At 60.0% G+C, this 18,783-nt stretch carries 17 protein-coding genes; 9 read left to right on the forward strand and 8 right to left on the reverse strand.

What is annotated here, in order from left to right:
• Position 1: 1 nt before the first annotated feature.
• The 3 genes from alg8 to yaaA form a co-directional block, all read right to left on the reverse strand.
• On the reverse strand, positions 2-1,483 hold the full coding sequence (gene alg8, locus QRN46_RS18475) for a mannuronan synthase (protein WP_163974069.1): 1,482 nt from the start codon (positions 1,481-1,483) through the stop codon (positions 2-4).
• An 83-nt stretch (positions 1,484-1,566) separates the two neighbouring features.
• Positions 1,567-2,883 (reverse strand): nucleotide sugar dehydrogenase, encoded by a 1,317-nt coding sequence (locus tag QRN46_RS18480; protein WP_011332560.1) that lies wholly within the window; start codon positions 2,881-2,883, stop codon positions 1,567-1,569.
• A gap of 810 nt (positions 2,884-3,693) precedes the next feature.
• Positions 3,694-4,473 carry a peroxide stress protein YaaA gene (yaaA, locus tag QRN46_RS18485; RefSeq protein ID WP_064382456.1) on the reverse strand — a complete coding sequence of 260 codons (780 nt, stop codon included), beginning with the start codon at positions 4,471-4,473 and terminating at the stop codon, positions 3,694-3,696.
• Positions 4,474-4,611: 138 nt separating this feature from the next.
• On the opposite strand from yaaA, the gene QRN46_RS18490 reads away from it, so the two are divergent.
• The 6 genes from QRN46_RS18490 (at position 4,612) to aotJ (ending at position 9,709) form a co-directional block, all read left to right on the forward strand.
• Positions 4,612-5,736 (forward strand): polysaccharide deacetylase family protein, encoded by a 1,125-nt coding sequence (locus QRN46_RS18490; RefSeq protein ID WP_285356407.1) that lies wholly within the window; start codon positions 4,612-4,614, stop codon positions 5,734-5,736.
• A gap of 349 nt (positions 5,737-6,085) precedes the next feature.
• Positions 6,086-7,480, forward strand: a complete 1,395-nt coding sequence (locus QRN46_RS18495) for a PhoH family protein (RefSeq protein ID WP_011332563.1) — start codon at positions 6,086-6,088, stop codon at positions 7,478-7,480.
• A gap of 101 nt (positions 7,481-7,581) precedes the next feature.
• Entirely contained in the window at positions 7,582-8,055 is a 474-nt protein-coding gene (gene moaC, locus QRN46_RS18500) for a cyclic pyranopterin monophosphate synthase MoaC (RefSeq protein WP_064382454.1), read from the forward strand.
• Positions 8,052-8,294 (forward strand): MoaD/ThiS family protein, encoded by a 243-nt coding sequence (locus QRN46_RS18505; protein ID WP_085608143.1) that lies wholly within the window; start codon positions 8,052-8,054, stop codon positions 8,292-8,294. Before moaC ends, QRN46_RS18505 begins: the two co-directional genes overlap by 4 nt.
• A gap of 3 nt (positions 8,295-8,297) precedes the next feature.
• Positions 8,298-8,750 carry a molybdopterin synthase catalytic subunit MoaE gene (gene moaE, locus QRN46_RS18510; protein WP_011332565.1) on the forward strand — a complete coding sequence of 151 codons (453 nt, stop codon included), beginning with the start codon at positions 8,298-8,300 and terminating at the stop codon, positions 8,748-8,750.
• Positions 8,751-8,932: 182 nt separating this feature from the next.
• Complete coding sequence (aotJ, locus tag QRN46_RS18515; RefSeq protein WP_011332566.1) at positions 8,933-9,709, forward strand: L-arginine-binding protein AotJ; 777 nt, start codon at positions 8,933-8,935, stop codon at positions 9,707-9,709.
• A gap of 37 nt (positions 9,710-9,746) precedes the next feature.
• Here the strand turns inward: aotJ and QRN46_RS18520 are convergent, their stop codons facing one another.
• From QRN46_RS18520 to QRN46_RS18540, 5 genes are all read right to left on the reverse strand, one after another.
• Positions 9,747-10,388: a helix-turn-helix transcriptional regulator gene (locus QRN46_RS18520; RefSeq protein WP_007957327.1), complete on the reverse strand. Its 642-nt coding sequence runs from the start codon at positions 10,386-10,388 to the stop codon at positions 9,747-9,749.
• A 93-nt stretch (positions 10,389-10,481) separates the two neighbouring features.
• Positions 10,482-11,609: an NAD(P)/FAD-dependent oxidoreductase gene (locus tag QRN46_RS18525; RefSeq protein ID WP_285356417.1), complete on the reverse strand. Its 1,128-nt coding sequence runs from the start codon at positions 11,607-11,609 to the stop codon at positions 10,482-10,484.
• Between the two features lie 14 nt (positions 11,610-11,623).
• Positions 11,624-12,568: an ornithine cyclodeaminase family protein gene (locus QRN46_RS18530; RefSeq protein WP_285356419.1), complete on the reverse strand. Its 945-nt coding sequence runs from the start codon at positions 12,566-12,568 to the stop codon at positions 11,624-11,626.
• A 124-nt stretch (positions 12,569-12,692) separates the two neighbouring features.
• Positions 12,693-14,171 (reverse strand): ATP-dependent RNA helicase RhlB, encoded by a 1,479-nt coding sequence (gene rhlB, locus QRN46_RS18535; RefSeq protein ID WP_011332569.1) that lies wholly within the window; start codon positions 14,169-14,171, stop codon positions 12,693-12,695.
• A 96-nt stretch (positions 14,172-14,267) separates the two neighbouring features.
• A complete protein-coding gene (locus tag QRN46_RS18540; protein WP_285356422.1) occupies positions 14,268-14,924 on the reverse strand; it encodes an alpha/beta hydrolase in 657 nt (218 codons plus the stop codon).
• A 467-nt stretch (positions 14,925-15,391) separates the two neighbouring features.
• Here QRN46_RS18540 and QRN46_RS18545 point away from each other — a divergent pair, with 467 nt between their 5' ends.
• From QRN46_RS18545 to QRN46_RS18555, 3 genes are all read left to right on the forward strand, one after another.
• Positions 15,392-16,423 (forward strand): amino acid ABC transporter substrate-binding protein, encoded by a 1,032-nt coding sequence (locus tag QRN46_RS18545; RefSeq protein ID WP_011332571.1) that lies wholly within the window; start codon positions 15,392-15,394, stop codon positions 16,421-16,423.
• Between the two features lie 65 nt (positions 16,424-16,488).
• Positions 16,489-17,670 carry an amino acid ABC transporter permease gene (locus QRN46_RS18550; RefSeq protein ID WP_285356424.1) on the forward strand — a complete coding sequence of 394 codons (1,182 nt, stop codon included), beginning with the start codon at positions 16,489-16,491 and terminating at the stop codon, positions 17,668-17,670.
• A 10-nt stretch (positions 17,671-17,680) separates the two neighbouring features.
• Positions 17,681-18,778 carry an amino acid ABC transporter permease gene (locus QRN46_RS18555; RefSeq protein ID WP_262158466.1) on the forward strand — a complete coding sequence of 366 codons (1,098 nt, stop codon included), beginning with the start codon at positions 17,681-17,683 and terminating at the stop codon, positions 18,776-18,778.
• Positions 18,779-18,783: the final 5 nt, after the last annotated feature.

An 18,783-nucleotide genomic window follows, 5' to 3' on the forward strand; every position in this document is an offset into this window, starting at 1 on the left:
GTCAGACCATCATCAGCAGCACGGCGACGAAAATGCTGCCGGCGGAGAAGGTCATGGTCCGAGACGACCAGGTGTTGAACCAACGTTGAAAGCTGGCGAGATCACGGGTCAGGGAAGTGGGTTGGCGAGTCCAGGATTGTTGGTCGAGGCGGAAGAACACGTAGATCTTCACCAGCGCACCGACGATCTGGTTGTAATAGAGAATTGCCGGGTAAGCCGGGCCGATCCGGTGGCCTGAGCAGGACAGCAGCAGCGTCAGGATCAGACGGGTGATGCCGATCCACAGCAGGTAAACCAGGATGAACGCGGTGCCGTACTTGAAGCTGGCGATGATGGCCACGGTCAGGCCGAGCAGCGAGGTCCACATCGATACGCGCTGGTCGAACAGCACCACCGAGGTGAAGGCGCCGAGGCGTTTCACACCCAGGCCCAGCGCTCGCGAGTTCTGGCGCAGGTTGTTGCCGTACCAGCGGAACATCAGTTTGCGGCTGGCCTTGATGAAGCTCTTTTCCGGCGGGTGTTCAACGGTGTTGATCGCCGCGTCCGGCACGTAGAAGGTGTCGTAGCCCAGACGCATCAGGCTGAACCAGCTCGACTTGTCGTCGCCGGTCAAGAACTTGAAACGGCCCAGGCGCCAGTGTTGCAGCGAGTCACTTTCGACGTCGGCGATGAATTCCGGGTTGGTGACCACGGTGGCGCGGAACACCGACATGCGCCCGGTCATGGTCAGCACGCGTTTGGACAGGGCCATCGAGCACATGTTGATGTGGCGCTGGGCGAAACGCAGCTTGTGCCATTCGCTCATGATGTAGCCGCCGCGCACTTCGCAGAACTCGTTGGTGGTCAGGCCGCCGACGTTGCCGAACATCTGGAACCATGGCACGGTTTTGCGCACGACGCCTTCGCCGAGCACGGTGTCGCCATCGATCACGGCCACCACGGCGCGGTCGTCCGGCAAGTGACGGGAGATCGCGCGGAAACCATAAGCCAGGCCATCGCGTTTGCCGGTGCCGGGAATGCGTACGAAGTCGAGTTTCACCCGGTCTGGCGGATTCATCCGTGCCCACAGTGCCTTGACCAGCAGCTCATCGGACATTTCGACGATGGAGCAGACCACGGTGGTCGGCAGTTCGCAGTCGATGGCTTCGCGGATCACCGAGCTGTAGACCTGCGCGGTGGTCAACGCGTCGATGCGAAAACTGGTGACCATCAGAAACACATGGGACGGGTCCGCCGCTTTACCCAGCTTGCGAACCTTGCGGCGCAGGTGCGGGTAGACGATGTAGAGAAAAATCATGCCGCGCACAAAGTGCGTGGCACCCATCGAATAGCGCCAGATACCCACGGCGCCAATCAGGAAAATGAAGTCCTTCGACTCGGAGTCGAATGTGGACGTGGGCAGCATCAGGGCCAGGCCCATCAGCAGGCTCAGAAACAAAAGCCAGCCGGCGGATTGCAGAAAAAAATGTTTGAGCTTGGACATGACCGTCATCCGAAGGTGATGGGGGCTTCAAGCCGCCCGCCGATTCACGGCGTGCGGCCTGAAGCTCGAGGCTTGCTGCTGCGTTACCAGCAGATCCCTTCGGTGCGGCTACCGGCACTGGTGGCCTTGGACATGAAGCCCACCAGGTCGATCACCTGCTTGCCCTGCGGCGCTTCTTCGGCGAGGGCGCGGAACTTCTCGTCGCGGTTGCCGAGGATGATCACGTCGGAGTTGTCGATCACCGAATCGAAGTCCGAATTGAGCAGGGACGATACGTGCGGGATCTTCGACTCGATGTAGTCCTTGTTCGCGCCGTGGACACGGGCGTACTGGACGTTGCTGTCGTAGATGCTCAGGTCGTAACCCTTGCCGATCAGCATCTCGGCCAGTTCCACCAGCGGACTTTCGCGCAGGTCGTCGGTGCCGGCCTTGAAGCTCAGGCCGAGCAGGGCGACTTTGCGTTTGTCGTGGCTTTCAACGATGTCGAAGGCGTTCTGCACTTGCGATTCGTTGCTGCGCATCAGCGAGTTGAGCAGCGGCGCTTCGACGTCGAGGGAGCCGGCGCGGTAGGTCAGGGCGCGCACATCTTTCGGCAGGCACGAACCACCGAAGGCGAAGCCCGGGCGCATGTAGTACTGGGACAGGTTGAGGGTCTTGTCCTGGCAGACCACGTCCATCACTTCGCGGCCATCGACGCCCACCGCTTTGGCGATGTTGCCGATCTCGTTGGCGAAGGTCACTTTGGTGGCGTGCCAGACGTTGCAGGTGTACTTGATCATCTCGGCGACGGCGATGTCCTTGCGGATGATCGGTGCGTCGAGTTCTTCGTACAGCGACTGCAGAACGTCGCCCGACGCCTTGTCGAACTCGCCGATGACGGTCATCGGTGGCAGGTCGTAGTCAGCGATCGCGGTGGATTCACGCAGGAACTCAGGGTTCACGGCAACACCGAAATCAACGCCGGCTTTCTTGCCCGAGCAGTCTTCGAGAATCGGGATGACAACGTTTGCCACGGTGCCCGGCAGAACGGTGCTGCGCACGACGATGGTGTGACGGGTGGACTTTTCACGCAGGACAAAACCGATCTCGCGGCATACCGCTTCGATGTAGTTCAGTTCCAGGTCGCCGTTCTTCTTGCTCGGCGTACCGACGCAGATCATCGACAGGTCGGTGTCGCGAATCGCTTCGGCGAAGTTGGTCGTACCGCGCAGACGACCGGTCTGGATACCTTGTGCGAGCAACTCACCCAGGCCCGGTTCAACAATGGGAGATTTGCCAGCGTTGATCATGTCGATCTTGTCTTTGGCAACATCGACGCCCACCACGTCGTGGCCCCGAGCAGACAGGCAACCGGCACATACTGCGCCAACGTAACCCAAACCAAATATGCTGATGCGCATCGCAATTACCTCTGTATATATCAGGCCTTAGAGGGCCGGAGTTAATGGTGTTCAGCGTTCATTAGTGCACTCGAAAGTGCGGCATACAGGCGCCACAATGCCGTGTGCAGGCATACTAAGTTTCGAGTGTCTAAATAAGTGCACTCAAGATGTGCGTAACCAGGCCTTGTTATTATGACGTGCCCTGTTATGCAGCCGATCTTCTTTGGAGAAGACTCTTGTGCAATCGTCTTGCGCGCTCGATGTCAGGATTAAAGTCCCGTAAATCAAGCGGTTGGGTGCTCAGGCGAGCACGTTTATAAGGGCGCGGCCATGGCCTTTGTAGGGGATATTAATGGTGCGTATCTCCTGTCCATCGTCTGTTTTGAGACTAGTTAGTCATCTAGGCAAGTTGCTGTGACAACTTGGTTACATGGCTATCTGCTCCGCGTAAGTTATCTCGTACAAACTCGGCGAGAATCGTTACCGGTGGTATGAGCTATGCATTCGGACGAAGTTCCTGTCCGCTCATCGCGAAATCTGAAATTTCTTGAAATATTGTCAGAGATGGCACCAGTATCAATTTGATAGCAATTTCGTTTTCGACCTTTAATAACAGGCGAAAAATCACGTTAGATAGTTTTGTGCCACTACGGTGAAAAAATTTAGGTGCCACTACTGAAAAAAATGATCAGTGTCGAGTGAAACTAATCTTAGAAAAGACAGGGAGGTTTTTCTGGCGCCAGTAAAATGGCGAAATGTGGCGAGGGTTTTTTGACATCGTGCGAGCTGCACGACTCTTCATATAAAGAGTCGTGCATTAGGCATGCTTTATTCGGGGGCGTGATCGCGTAGAAAAACCAGATTATCCGGTTTCGATTGCTCGGCGCTGTAGCGATAACCCTGCACATCGAACTGTTTGAGCAGGGCCGGATCGTTGATTTTTTCCTGGATCACGAAGCGGCTCATCAGGCCCCGGGCTTTCTTGGCGTAGAAGCTGATGATCTTGTACTGGCCGTTTTTCAGGTCCTTGAATTCGGTGTTGATGATCCGCGCATTCAAGGCTGTACGTTTGACCGCCGAGAAGTATTCGTTGGACGCCAGGTTCAGCAGCACGTCGTCGCCCTGGTCGGCCAGCGCTTCATTCAGCCATTCGCTGATGCGCGTGCCCCAGAACGCGTACAGGTCCTTGCCTCGGGCGTTGGCCAGTTTGGTGCCCATTTCCAGGCGATACGGCTGCATCAGGTCGAGCGGGCGCAGCAGGCCGTAAAGGCCGGAGAGCATGCGCAGGTGCTGTTGCGCGTAGTCGAAATCGGCTTCGCTGAACGACTGGGCATCGAGCCCGGTGTAGACGTCGCCCTTGAAGGCCAGCAGTGCCTGTTTGGCGTTTTCCGGCGTGAACGCCGGTGTCCAGCTGCCGAAACGCGCGGCGTTGAGACCGCCGATCTTGTCGGACACGTGCATCAGTTCGCTGATCTGCGCCGGGCTCAGTTCGCGCAGTTGCTGGATCAGTTCCTGGGAATGGTCGAGGTATTGCGGCTGGGTGAAGCGCTGGGTCGCCGGCGGTGTTTCGTAATCGAGGGTCTTGGCGGGGGAAATCACCATCAGCATGAAGTCGTCTCCTTTAATCGTGGGGGCGATTCTAGGGGGTTGGGGCGGATGACTCCAGCTATCGCGTGCATAGGTGATCGGCGGTTTGCCAGCCGGATCGGCTATAGTGCGGCGCGGGTTTTGTTATGGAGACACCCTTTGCGCATTGTTCTTTTTTTCACCGCGTGGCTGTTGAGCGTCGGTGCCGTTGCGGCGCCGGGCGATATCGCGACGCTGGATCGCAGCACCTGGCCGGAAAAACTCGACAATCCGACCCTGTTCGACGTCGCCTCGCGGGCGGAAATCCTGATGTTCGCCCGCGGCCTGCTCGGCACCGAAGCGCCGGACGAAGCGGCGCTGGCCCAGCGTCTGGGGCTGCGCACGGTGAATCTGGACGCCATCAACAGCCTGCGCGAGCGCCTGTGGCAGCGTTTGCTCGCCAACTACAACTTTGCCCAACAAAGCTGCGATCAGGATGCCTCGTTCTGCTTCCTCGTCGAAGACCTGCCGACCCTGCGCGAGCAGGCTGCCAAATTCGTGGTCAGCGACGAAAGCTATTACACCAGGTGGGCCGAACCGAGCCGGATCTTCCACCTGCAATACCTTGATGAGCTGATGCGCAAGGCTGCGCTCTCGCCGCAGATCAGCAGCGAACTCGATCATTTCGGAGACTACGAGCGCAACGGCGACGACATGCACGATCGCTTGTTTCTGCTGAGTTTCGACAGCGCCGCCAACCTGCAACCGGACAACACCGACTGGCTCGCCGAGTACCTGCGCAAGTCGAACCTGAGCGGCACCTTTTTCATGCTGGGCAAGGATGTTCAGGCGCGGCTGGCCGATCGTTCCGTCAGCAGTCTGCAAGCGGCGTTTTCGCAGCAGTGCGTCGGCGTGCAGGGCTGGGAGTTCCGTTCCCACAGCCACTGGCAGGACTGGCAGGATTCGGTGCGGCGCAGTGCCGATCTGGTCCGCAACAAGCTGCCGGAAAACTACGTGCCGCTGTTCCGTCCGCCGGAAGGCCAACGACGCAGCGATGCCCGTAGTTTCTTCAACAGTCAGGGCCTGCAAGTGGCGCTGTGGGACATCGATGCCCAGGACGGCGCCGGCAAGCTCAAGGGCGCTCCGAGCGCGCAGCGGGTGCTGACCCTGATGCTGCTGTGGCGGCACGGGGTGATCAATTTCAACATGAAACAGGATGCAGTGAAGACCGCGTTGCCGTGGCTGATCACACAAACCGCGCAAAGCGGTATCGGCTGGGAAGACTGTCAGGACGCGTTTCGCTGAAAAACGGCAAGAGCCCGGAAACATTGGGCTTGGGGTGATTTTTTTGCGGAATTTGATGCAGGCGGACTTCCGACTCTAACGGGGGCAGGGCGGTCCGCCAAGGGCTTTTCGTCACTTTGCAAAATAAACTTCAAAAAAGCGTCAAAGTGCTTTTTTCTGTCACGGGTTTTGGAGTATTACGAAGTCAGACCGCCGAAACCTGCAACACAGGTGGCGTCTTCCAAGACCCATTTTGTGTGCGGTTCACCTGCTATCCCGACAAAAGCTGTGCAGGTGGATTCGGCAGTCACTTCGAGGCGCAGCACCGCCGAGGTATTGCGTCGAATGGCTCCCACAAAGGTGACCGAGTATGGATGATCACGGACGTAGCCCTTCCTCCAACCAGCCAATCCTTTATGTACTCGATACCAACGTACTGATTCACGATCCGAACGCCCTGCTGAATTTCGAAGAACACCATGTCGCGATCCCGATGACCGTGCTTGAAGAGCTGGACAAGCTCAAGAGCGGGCATCACAGCGTGGCCGCCGAGTGCCGTCAGGCGATCCGGCTGATCGACAAGACCCTGGGCGATGCCTCACCCGATGACGTCGAACAGGGCGTGCCGATCCAGCGCGGCAAGGGCGGCCCGAAGGGCTTGCTGTCGATTCTGATGAGCAAACAGGCCGAATCGAACCTGATTCTGCCCGAGCATCTGAACGACAACAAAATCATCAACCAGCTGATCGACCTGCACACCCGCGAACCGAGCAAACCGGTGGTGCTGGTCACCAAAGACATCAACATGCGCCTCAAGGCGCGCGCCTGCGGGATCGACGCCGAGGACTACAGCACCGACCAACTGGTCGACGACGTGTCCCTGCTGCCCAACGGCTATCACAACATGACCGGCTCTTTCTGGGACCGCGTGAGCAAGGTCGAAACCCGTCAGGACCACGGCCGCACCTGGCATCAGGTCCAACTGATCGACAACCTGCCCGCCGTGCACATCAACGAGTTCATCATTGATGAGCAGGGCTTCGTCGGCTGGATCAAGGAAATCGAAGAAGACAAGCTGCTGATCCTCGACCTGCACCAGGAACCGCTGTTGCATCAGGAAGCCTGGGGCCTCAAGCCACGGGACATCTATCAGAGCCTGGCGCTGTACGCGCTGCTGGATCCGGACATTCACCTGGTCAACCTGTCCGGCGCCGCCGGCTCGGGTAAAACCATTCTGGCGCTGGCCGCTGCGATCGAGCAGACCATGGTCAGCAAGCGTTATCGCCGCATCATCGCCACCCGCAGCGTGCAGGGCCTGGACCAGGAAATCGGCTTCCTGCCCGGCACTGAAGCGGAAAAAATGGAGCCTTGGCTGGGCGCCATCACCGACAACCTCGAAGCCTTGCACATGGATGACGAAAACACCCATGGCAGCGTCGACTACATCCTCAGCAAAGTGCCGTTGCAGTTCAAATCGCTCAACTACATTCGCGGTCGCAGCTTCCAGCAGAGCCTGATCCTGATCGACGAATGCCAGAACCTCACGCCGCACCAGATGAAAACCATCATCACCCGGGCCGGCGCCGGTTCCAAAGTGGTGTGCCTGGGCAACCTGGCACAGATCGACACCCCTTACCTGTCCGCGACCAGTTCCGGGCTGACCTACCTGACCGAACGCTTCAAGGATTTCCCCAACGGGGTGCACATCACCCTGCAAGGGGTGCCTCGCTCGATCCTGGCCGAATACGCCGAATCGCATCTGTAACCGTCAAACCGAACCGGGCGACTGCAAAGTCGCCCGGTTTTTTATGTGCGCAATTCTGACCCCCAGGTTTACAATCGACGCTCCTGATCAGGAGTAATCCCGTGCTGACTCATCTCGATTCCCAAGGTCGCGCCAACATGGTCGACGTCACCGAAAAAGCCGTGACGTTCCGTGAAGCGACGGCCCAAGCGCTGGTGCGCATGCTGCCCGACACCCTGCAGATGATCGTCAGCGGCGGCCATCCCAAGGGCGACGTGTTCGCCGTGGCGCGCATTGCCGGCATTCAGGCGGCGAAAAAAACCAGTGACCTGATTCCCCTGTGCCATCCGTTGATGCTGACCGGCGTCAAGGTCGAACTCAGCGCCGAAGGCGATGACACGGTACGCATCGTGGCTCGCTGCAAATTGTCCGGGCAGACCGGTGTCGAGATGGAAGCGCTGACCGCCGCCAGCGTCGCCGCGCTGACGATCTACGACATGTGCAAGGCCGTGGATCGCGGCATGACCATCGAAAGTGTGCGCCTGCTGGAGAAAGTCGGCGGCAAGAGCGGGCATTTCCAGGCGGAGCAGCCATGAACCTGACCGTGAAGTTTTTTGCCCGTTACCGTGAGGCGCTGGGCGTGGATTCGGTGAAGGTCGAGGGTGATTTCGCCACCGTCGATGATGTTCGTGCGTTGCTGGCGCAGCGTGAGGGCGCCGAGGTGCTGAGCGAACAGAACCTGATGTGCGCACGCAACGAAGACCTCTGCCAGCTCGACGAGCCGGTGGTGGACGGCGACGAAGTGGCGTTTTTTCCCACCGTGACCGGAGGCTGAGCCATGGGCATTCGGGTGCAGTCCGAACCGTTCGATCCTGGCGCTGAAGTCAACGCGATGCACGCGGCGAATGTCGGCGTCGGCGCGGTGGTGAGTTTTGTCGGCTACGTGCGCGACTTCAACGATGGCCTCGATGTCGCCGGGATGTTCCTCGAACACTATCCGGGCATGACCGAAAAGGCCCTCGGCAAGATCGCCTTGGAGGCCGAGCAGCGCTGGCCGCTGTTGAAGCTGGAAGTGCTGCACCGCATCGGCGCGCTGGAACCGGGTGAACCGATCGTGTTTGTCGCCGCCGCCAGTGCCCACCGCCAGGCGGCGTTCGACGCCTGCGCCTTCGTCATGGATTACCTGAAAACCCGCGCGCCGTTCTGGAAGAAAGAGAACACCAGCGACGGCCCGCGCTGGGTCGAAGGCCGTGACAGCGATCATGCGGCGGCGGATCGCTGGAAGCAGTAATTCCTCCCCCCGATCAATCTCCCCTCGACTCCCGACCATCGGCTGACGCCGATGGTGTTTGTTCAATTGACGGCTTGTACGTAAAAGTCCAGTATGGATTTACAAGTACAAAAAAGGCCTGTTCCCGTTTCAGCTTTTTCTTCTGTCTTGCCAAACCAACAACAACCCGCGAGAGAACGAACATGAAGAAATTCCCCCTCATTACCGGTCTGGCGCTGAGCCTGTTGGCGTGCAGCAGCGCGTTCGCCGCCGAGAAAACCCTGCGTATCGGTATCGAAGCGGCGTATCCGCCCTTCGCCTCGAAAACCGACAAGGGTGAAATCGTCGGTTTTGACTACGACATCGGCAATGCCCTGTGCGCGCAAATGCAGGTCAAGTGCGTGTGGGTCGAGGGTGAGTTCGACGGTCTGATTCCTTCCCTGAAAGTGAAGAAAATCGACATGGCGCTGTCGTCCATGACCATCAATGAAGACCGCAAGAAGTCGGTGGACTTCACCCACAAGTACTATTTCACCTCGTCGCGGCTGGTGATGAAGGAGGGCGCGAGCGTCGATGACCAGTACGCCAGCCTCAAGGGCAAAACCGTCGGCGTGCAGCGTGCGACCACCACCGACCGTTACGCCACCGAGGTGTTCGAGCCCAAGGGCATCAACGTCAAGCGTTACGGCAACAACGAAGAAATCTACATGGACCTGGCGGCCGGGCGTCTCGATGCGATCTTCGCCGACACCATCCCGTTGACCGACTTCCTGTCGATGCCGCGCGGCAAGGGTTACGCGTTTGTCGGGCCTGAGCTGAAGGATCCGAAGTACGTGGGCGAGGGCGCGGGGATTGCGGTGCGCAAGGGCAACACAGAACTGGTCAGCCAGTTGAACACTGCCATCGACGGTATTCGCGCCAGTGGCGAGTACCAGAAGATTTCCGAGAAGTACTTCAAGTCCGATATCTACGGCGACTGAATCTGAAAACCGTGCAGCCTTCGCAGGCTGCACGGTTTCAGCCCTTCAATTCCTTCAAATGCTTGTACACCGTGGCCCGCCCCATGTTCAGTACATTGGCCACATAGTTCGAGGCGCTCTTGCCCTTGAACGCCCCCTCGGCGTGCAGCGCCAATACCAGTTCGCGTTTGTGATCGCGGGTCAGCAGGTTCAGGCTCAGTTGCCGCTCGCGTAGCCAGGCGTGCAGGAAAGTGTTGATGCGCTCCTGCCAGTCATCGCGAAACAGCGAGTCCGGTTGCGGGATCAGTTTGCTCGGCGAGAGGAACAGGTCTAGCGCAGCCTTGGCATTCTCGAACAGCGAAATATTCAGGTTGATGCACAGCACCGCCAGCGGATGACCTTCGCTGTCGCGCAGCACGGTGCTCAGGCTGCGAATCTTCTGACCGTCCCAATTGAGCTTTTCGTACGGGCCGATGTTCCGTTCGCTGACGTCGTCGCTGAGCATGTCTTCCAGCGATGATTCATCGCCGATCACCCGTTTCGACAGGTTATTGGCGATGTAGTCGACCTTCTGCGTGCGCAGGTCGTGCAGCACCACTTCGGCGTGGGGAAAGAACAGCGTAGCGATGGCATCGGCGATGGCGTGGTAGTTATCCAGCGCGGCGTCATGCAACTCGGGCGTGTGTTCGGGGGCGGTCATAACTGTGTAGCTCCAGGCAACGTCAACGCCCCCGTGATCCAGGGGCGTTGCGAGTGTGCCGCAATCCGTCGGGCGCGTCATCCGGGTGGACGGTCAGGCCAGGCGGGCAGGGGCGAGCATGGCGGCTGTCAGGCCGAACTGCTTGAGATGGTCGGGCAGCGATTCGCCACGCACCAACGCCGCGCTGGCCATGCCCATGGCCGGTGAGGTCTGGATACCGTAACCGCCCTGGGCCGCGACCCAGAACAGCCCCGGCACCTGCGGATCGAACCCGGACAGCAAATCACCGTCGGCGACGAAACTGCGCAGCCCGGCCCAGGTGCGGGTCGGGCGGCGGATGGTCACGGTCGTCGCTTCCTCGATCTGGTAAATGCCCATGGCGATGTCCAGTTCTTCCGGCTGCACGTCGTGGGGCTCCACCGGGTCGGCGTTGGCCGGGGAGCCGAGGAACATCCCGGCGTCGGGCTTCATGTAGAAGGATTCGTCGAGGCTGACCAGCATCGGCCAGTGATGAATGTCCACGCCTTCCGGGCCGGCGAAGATGAACGCCGCGCGGCGTTTCGGTTGCAGGCCCAGCGGCTTGGCGCCGGCGAGGGCACCGATCTTGTCGGCCCAGGCGCCTGCTGCGTTGATCACGATGTGCGCGCTGAAGGTCTGGCCGTTGGTCTGCACGTGCCAGATGCCGTCGGCGTCCCGGCTCAGTCCGAGCACTTCGCAATCGGTCTGCACCTGGCCGTTGTTGCGACGGATGCCGCGCAGATAACCCTGATGCAGGGCGTCGGTGTCGATGTCGCTGGCGGTCGGGTCGTAGATCGCGCCATGGACTTTTTCCCGGCGCAGGATCGGCAGCCGCGCGCAGGCTTCATCCGCGCTGAGAAGCTGCATTTCCGGCACCGTGGCTTTGGCGCTGAGGTACTGATTGTTCAGCTCGGCGGCGTCACCCGTGAAGTCGACAGTCATTTCTCCGCGTGGAGTCAGCAGCGGGTGTTCGCAGAAGCCGCTGGGCGGATGGTCGAAGAATTCACGGCTGGCCTGGGTCAGCGCCCGAACCTGCGGAGTGCCGTATGCGGCGGTGAACAGCGCAGCCGAACGCCCGGTCGAGTGATAAGCCGGGTGCGACTCGCGCTCCAGCACCACGACCTTGCCGTGCTGCGACAGCCAGAAACCGGTGGACGCGCCGGCAATCCCGCCGCCGATGATGATGAAATCTGCATGACTCATGAAAATCTCCGGTGTCAGCGCTGCAATTGGTATACGGCGTTGGCCAGGGCGATGTCTTCCAGGCCCAGACCGATGGAGCGGAAAAACACGTGGCGGTGGTAATCGGGGCGCTGCACTTTTGCGCTGAGCAGATCTGCCAGGTCACCGAGGATCGCGCTGCTGTCCCAGCCATGCTGTTCGCCGGCAATCAGCATCTCGCCGGCCGAGCCCGGGGTGGTCAGACGATAGTCGCAGAACACCTGCATGTCGTTGAGGCTCTGTGGCGGCACTTCATGGGCGCGCGGTGCGTTGGTGCTGATCGAGGTGATCAGCGCCGGTTTGCTCAAGTTTGCCGGGTCGATCACAGGCCCTGCGGACGAGGTGCAGAGCATGATCACGTCGGCCTCGGCGATGGCGGCTTCACGGCTGTCGGCAATGGTCACACGTGGATCGAGGGCTTGCAGTTGGCGGATGGTTGCCGGGTCTTCGCTCAAGGTAGGCGAGTACACGCTGATGCTCTGCCAGTCGCGCAACATCTTGACGTAATGCAGGTGCGCCTGGGCGACCTTGCCGCTGCCGATGATTGCCAGACGCGTGGCGTTCAACGGGGCGAGGGCATCGACCGCCACGGCCGTGGTCGCAGCGGTACGGGCAGTGGTCAGTTCGCCGGCATCACAGAGCAGCAGCGGCTGGCCGGTCTGCATCGACATCAGCAGCGTCCACGCCGTCACCAGCGGGCCTTGTTCGCGAACGATGTACGGCGAAGTCTTGACCCCGTACACGCCGTCTTGTGCCAATACGCCCAGATAGTTGATGAAATCCCCGGCACCCTGGGGGAATTCCACCAGTTGCTGTGCTGGTTGCACCGCGTCTCCGGCCGCCAGATCACGGAACAGCTTGCGCAGGATCTGCGGCACATCGATTCGGGCCAGCAGCTCGCGGGCCTGGGTTTGGTCGATCACGTAAGGCGTACTGGACATGCCGGACTCCGAAGACTGTTTATAAACTAATTTGTCTATTATGGACTTTTAGTATTATTGAACAATATCCGGGCGAAAAAAAAGCGCAGTCCGTTGCCGGCTGCGCTTCTAGTTTTGGCGGCGCTTACTGTGGACGCTTGCGCTCAACCGCCCGCAATAGATGCGTCGGCGGTGTTTCACAGCTGATCTTGCGACCGAGTTTTTCTTCGATGGACGGCAACTGATAGGAGTCGTCCTCACCGGCGAAGCTGATCGACACACCGTCGGCGCCAGCGCGACCGGTACGGCCGATGCGGTGCACGTAGTCGTCCGGGACTTCCGGCAGAGTGAAGTTGATCACGTGGCTGATGCCGTCGATGTGGATACCGCGACCGGCCACGTCGGTGGCGACCAGCACCCGGATCTTGCCTTCGCGGAAGCCTTCCAGCGTCTTGATCCGCTTGTGCTGCGGCACGTCGCCGGACAGCTGCGCGGCGTTGATGCCATCACGCACCAGGCGTTCTTCGATACGACGCACTTCGTCCTTGCGGTTGGCGAACACGATCACACGCTCCCAACCGTTGTCGTTGACCAGGTTGAAGAGCAGTTTGTATTTGTCGGCACCGGCCACCGCGTAGATGTGCTGCTCGACGTTTTCGTTGGCCACGTTGGTGACCTCGATTTCGACGATCGCAGGATCAGTGGTCCACTGCTTGGCGAGGTTCATCACGTCATCGGTGAAGGTCGCGGAGAACAGCAGGGTCTGGCGTTCGCTTTTCGGCGGGGTCTGGCGAATGATCTGCCGGACCTGCGGGATGAAGCCCATGTCGAGCATGCGGTCGGCTTCGTCCAGCACCATCACTTCGACCATGTCCAGGTGCACGTCGCCGCGCTGGTTGAAGTCAAGCAGGCGGCCCGGGGTCGCGACGAGGATGTCGCAATGGCGCGCTTCGAGGTGCTTGAGCTGCTTGTCGAAGTCCATCCCGCCGACGAAGGTCATGACATTGAGACCGGTGTACTTGGTCAGGTCGGCGGCGTCCTTGGCGATCTGCACCACCAGCTCGCGGGTCGGCGCGATGATCAGCGCCCGTGGTTCGCCCATGTAGCGCTCTTTCGGCGGCGGGGTCTGCAGCAGCTGGGTGATGATCGAGATCAGGAACGCGGCGGTCTTGCCGGTGCCGGTCTGTGCGCGGCCGATGGCGTCTTTGCCGGCGAGGGTATAACCCAGCACCTGGGCCTGGATCGGTGTGCAATACGGGAAACCCAGGTCGTGGATGGCGTGCATCAGTTCCGGGGCGAGTTTGAAATCGTGGAAGCGGGTCTTGCCTTCCTGGGGCTCGACGACGAAGTCTTCGAGTTTCCAGGGAATCACCGGCGCCTTGGGCTTGGGTTCGCGACGTGGTCTGGCCGGTTTCGGTGTTTCGCTGCGGGCCGGCTCGGTGGCGGGCGCGGCAGCTGGAGCGGGTTTCGGTTCTTGCTTTGGGGGCGTGGCGGGCGTCTGGCGGTCGGCCTTGCTGGCATCGTTGCGATGACCGGCGGCGTGCGACGGCGCAGTGGGGACTGGCGCGAGCTGCTCAGCCTCGCTTTTACCGAACATTTTCTTGAGTGCTTTGAGCACGGTCATCTCATCAATTGGTTAAGGAATGTACGCCGGCCAGTGTAATGCAAGAAACGGGCGCGGCGTAGTGGGATGATCAAAGGGCGACCCCTGTCGCAATTGTCAGCGCAGGCGTTCGCTCAACCATGTGCCGATGTCGCGAATTTCTTCGGGTAACACTTCGTGCTCCATTGGGTATTCCTGCCATGTCACGGTGACACCATGGGCCTTGAGATACTCATAAGCCGTGCGTCCCATCGAGTTCTGCACCACGTTGTCGAACTGGCCGTGCAGCGCCAGCACCGGAATCCGCTGCTGGCTGGCGGACAACTCCAGTTCATCACTGAAGGTCGGCGCGTATGTCGATAGTGCCAGTACCCCACCCAATGGCCCTTGCCACTTCAGGAATGCGGTGTGATAGACCACGGCGCCGCCCTGGGAAAAACCGGCGAGGAAAATCCGCGAGGCGTCTATTCCGCTGCTTCGCTGTTCTTCGATCAATTCGATGATGCGATCGGCAGACGCTTCCAGCTCATCGCGGTCGATCGCCCGGGCCGGGCTCATCGCCTTGATGTCGTACCAGCTCGGCATGGCATATCCGCCATTTATCGTCACCGGACGGGTCGGCGCCTGGGGCAGGACGAAACGCGTGCTCAGCAGGCTTTCCTGAAGCGCTTCGGCCACCGCCAGAAAGTCGTAGCGGTCGGCGCCGAGGCCGTGCAGCCAGATCACGCAGGCGTCTGCGGGCTTAACAGGCTGAAGAATCAAGGGCTCGGTCATGGCTGCTCCAATTGTGTGCGGGCGCTCTCATTGAGTGCGTGATTTGCGTGCGCGCCCGGTTGATCCGTTAAGAAGATGTCGCAAGGCTGCAAGTTTTGCTATTGACGTGTCACTCAATCGCTTCAGCAGCCGGTGTGGTACGGGCTTTGCTATGAGGTAGTCGTGCAATCGATCTCGCGCCTGGCGGTAACACTATCAGTGAACGCCTGGCGACGGGATAGCAAAGAATCCGGTGATGGATGTTCGCCAATGGCCGCAACGGGCTTAGCGAACGTGAAAGGGCTACCGCCCGTTCGGCCGACTGGTGAGAAGTGAGTTGTCCATGATGTGGATTGTCTCCTACTAGACTCATAGCGAAGGTCCTGCGTCGGTTGACCCCAAAAAAAGCCAACACGGGTCAACAACGCCTCAAAAGGGTGCGACTGGACTCAAGCTCCGACACAACAAGAGCAAAACTGGAGGTTTGAATGAAGATGTTGAAATCCACGCTGGCGATCGTGACTGCTGCTGCAGTACTGGGTGTCAGCGGGTTCGCTCAGGCGGGTGCAACCCTGGATGCAGTGAAGAAGAAAGGATTCGTGCAGTGCGGCGTCAGCGATGGCTTGCCAGGCTTCTCGGTTCCGGATTCCACCGGCAAGATCGTGGGTATCGATGCTGACGTCTGCCGCGCCGTGGCCGCTGCCGTGTTCGGCGATGCGACCAAGGTCAAGTTCAGTCAGTTGAACGCCAAGGAGCGTTTCACCGCGCTGCAGTCGGGCGAGATCGACATTCTGTCGCGCAACACCACCATGACCAGCTCCCGTGACGCGGGCATGGGCCTGAAATTCCCGGGCTTCATTACCTACTACGACGGCATCGGCTTCCTGGTAAACAACAAGCTGGGCGTGAAGAGTGCCAAAGAGCTGGACGGTGCAACCATCTGCATCCAGGCCGGTACCACCACCGAGCTGAACGTTTCCGACTACTTCCGCGGCAACGGTCTGAAATACACCCCGATCACTTTCGACACCTCCGATGAAAGCGCCAAGTCGCTGGAATCCGGTCGTTGCGACGTGCTGACCTCCGACAAGTCCCAGCTGTTCGCCCAGCGCAGCAAGCTGGCTTCGCCGAAGGACTACGTGGTTCTGCCGGAAACCATTTCCAAGGAACCCCTGGGCCCGGTCGTGCGTAACGGCGACGACGAGTGGCTGGCCATCGTGCGTTGGGTTGGCTACGCGCTGCTGAACACCGAAGAAGCCGGCATCTCTTCGAAGAACGTCGAAGCTGAAGCCAAATCCACCAAGAACCCGGATGTCGCTCGTATGCTCGGCGCAGACGGCGAATACGGCAAAGACCTGAAACTGCCGAAGGACTGGGTCGTACAGATCGTCAAGCAAGTCGGCAACTACGGCGAAATCTTCGAGAAAAACCTCGGCAAGAGCACTCCGCTGGAAATCGACCGCGGCCTGAACGCGCTGTGGAACAACGGCGGCATTCAATACGCACCACCAGTGCGCTGATGGTTCTGTCACCCGGCAGGCCAACTGCCGGGTGACGTTCTGTTCCATTATTTCCGGGGCACTTCATGCAAAATTCAATCGGCGCACCAAAGCAGAGGCTCAGCCTCAGCGATCCACGAGTGCGTGCGTGGGTATTTCAGATCATCACCATCGTGGCGGTGGTCTCCCTGGGCTGGTATCTGTTCGATAACACCCAGACCAACCTGCAACACCGGGGTATCACTTCGGGGTTCGACTTTCTCGAGCGCAGTGCCGGGTTCGGCATCGCTCAACACCTGATCTCCTACACCGAAGCGGACAGTTATGCCCGGGTGTTTGTCATCGGCCTGCTCAACACGCTGCTGGTGACGTTCATCGGTGTGATCCTGGCCACGATCCTCGGCTTCATCGTCGGCGTGGCACGTCTGTCGAAGAACTGGATCATTGCCAAACTGGCAACGGTGTACGTGGAGGTTTTCCGTAACATCCCGCCACTGCTGCAGATTCTTTTCTGGTACTTCGCGGTGTTCCTGACCATGCCGGGGCCGCGCAACAGCCACAACTTCGGCGATACCTTCTTCGTCAGCAGCCGTGGCCTGAACATGCCGGCCGCGCAAATGGCCGACGGCTTCTGGGCGTTTGTGGTCAGCATCGTGGTGGCCATCGTCGCCATCGTGCTGATGAGCCGCTGGGCCAACAAGCGCTTTGAAGCCACCGGCGAGCCATTCCACAAGTTCTGGGCAGGCCTGGCGCTGTTCCTGGTGATCCCGGCGCTGTGCGCGCTGATCTTCGGTGCACCTGTGCACTGGGAAATGCCGAAGCTGCAAGGCTTCAACTTCGTCGGTGGCTGGGTGCTGATTCCGGAACTGCTGGCCTTGACCCTGGCGTTGACGGTGTACACCGCAGCGTTCATCGCCGAGATCGTGCGTTCGGGCATCAAGTCGGTCAGCCATGGCCAGACCGAGGCGGCGCATTCGCTCGGCCTGCGCAACGGCCCGACCCTGCGCAAGGTGATCATTCCGCAAGCGCTGCGGGTCATCATCCCGCCGCTGACCAGCCAATACCTGAACCTGGCGAAGAACTCCTCGCTGGCGGCCGGTATCGGTTATCCGGAGATGGTTTCGCTGTTCGCCGGCACCGTGCTGAACCAGACCGGTCAGGCGATCGAAGTCATTGCCATCACCATGAGCGTGTACCTGGCGATCAGTATCAGCATTTCCCTGCTGATGAACTGGTACAACAAGCGCATCGCGCTGATCGAGCGGTAAGGAATAGCGCATGAGTACTCATACTTTCAAACCCGACATGCCACCGCCGGCCAAGGTCTTCGGCCCGATGGCGTGGATCCGCGCGAACATGTTCTCCAGCTGGCTCAACACCCTGCTGACCCTGTTCGCGTTCTACCTGATCTATCTGGTGATTCCGCCGATCCTCAGCTGGGCGATCATCGATGCCAACTGGGTCGGCACCACCCGTGCCGACTGCACCAAGGAAGGCGCCTGCTGGGTCTTCATCCAGCAGCGTTTCGGCCAGTTCATGTACGGCTACTACCCGCCGGAACTGCGCTGGCGCGTGGACCTGACCGTGTGGCTGGCGGTCATCGGCGTGGCGCCACTGTTCATCAAGCGCGTGGCGCACAAGGCGGTGTACGGCCTGAGCTTCCTGGTGGTCTACCCGATTGTTGCCTGGTGCCTGCTGCATGGCGGCGTCTTCGGCCTCGACACCGTGGCGACCAGCCAGTGGGGCGGTCTGATGCTGACCCTTGTGATCGCCACTGTCGGCATCGCCGGTGCGTTGCCGCTGGGGATTGTCCTGGCGCTGGGCCGGCGTTCGAACATGCCGGCGATTCGTGTGGTCTGCGTGACCTTCATCGAGTTCTGGCGCGGCGTGCCGTTGATCACGGTGCTGTTCATGTCCTCGGTGATGCTGCCGCTGTTCCTGCCCGAAGGCATGAACTTCGACAAGCTGCTGCGGGCGCTGATCGGCGTGATCCTGTTCCAGTCGGCGTACGTCGCCGAGGTGGTGCGCGGCGGTCTGCAAGCGATCCCCAAAGGCCAGTACGAAGCCGCGGCCGCGATGGGCCTCGGTTACTGGCGCGCCATGGGCCTGGTGATTCTGCCGCAAGCCCTGAAGCTGGTGATTCCCGGCATCGTCAACACCTTCATCGCGCTGTTCAAGGACACCAGCCTGGTGATCATCATCGGCCTCTTTGACCTGCTCAACAGCGTCAAGCAAGCCGCTGCCGATCCAAAATGGCTGGGCATGGCCACCGAAGGCTACGTGTTCGCCGCCCTGGTGTTCTGGATTTTCTGTTTTGGTATGTCGCGCTATTCCATGCACCTGGAACGCAAGCTCGACACTGGCCACAAGCGTTAGGAGTT

It is taken from the genome of Pseudomonas sp. lyk4-R2A-10 (assembly GCF_030209075.1).
Classification (GTDB): domain Bacteria; phylum Pseudomonadota; class Gammaproteobacteria; order Pseudomonadales; family Pseudomonadaceae; genus Aquipseudomonas; species Aquipseudomonas glycinae.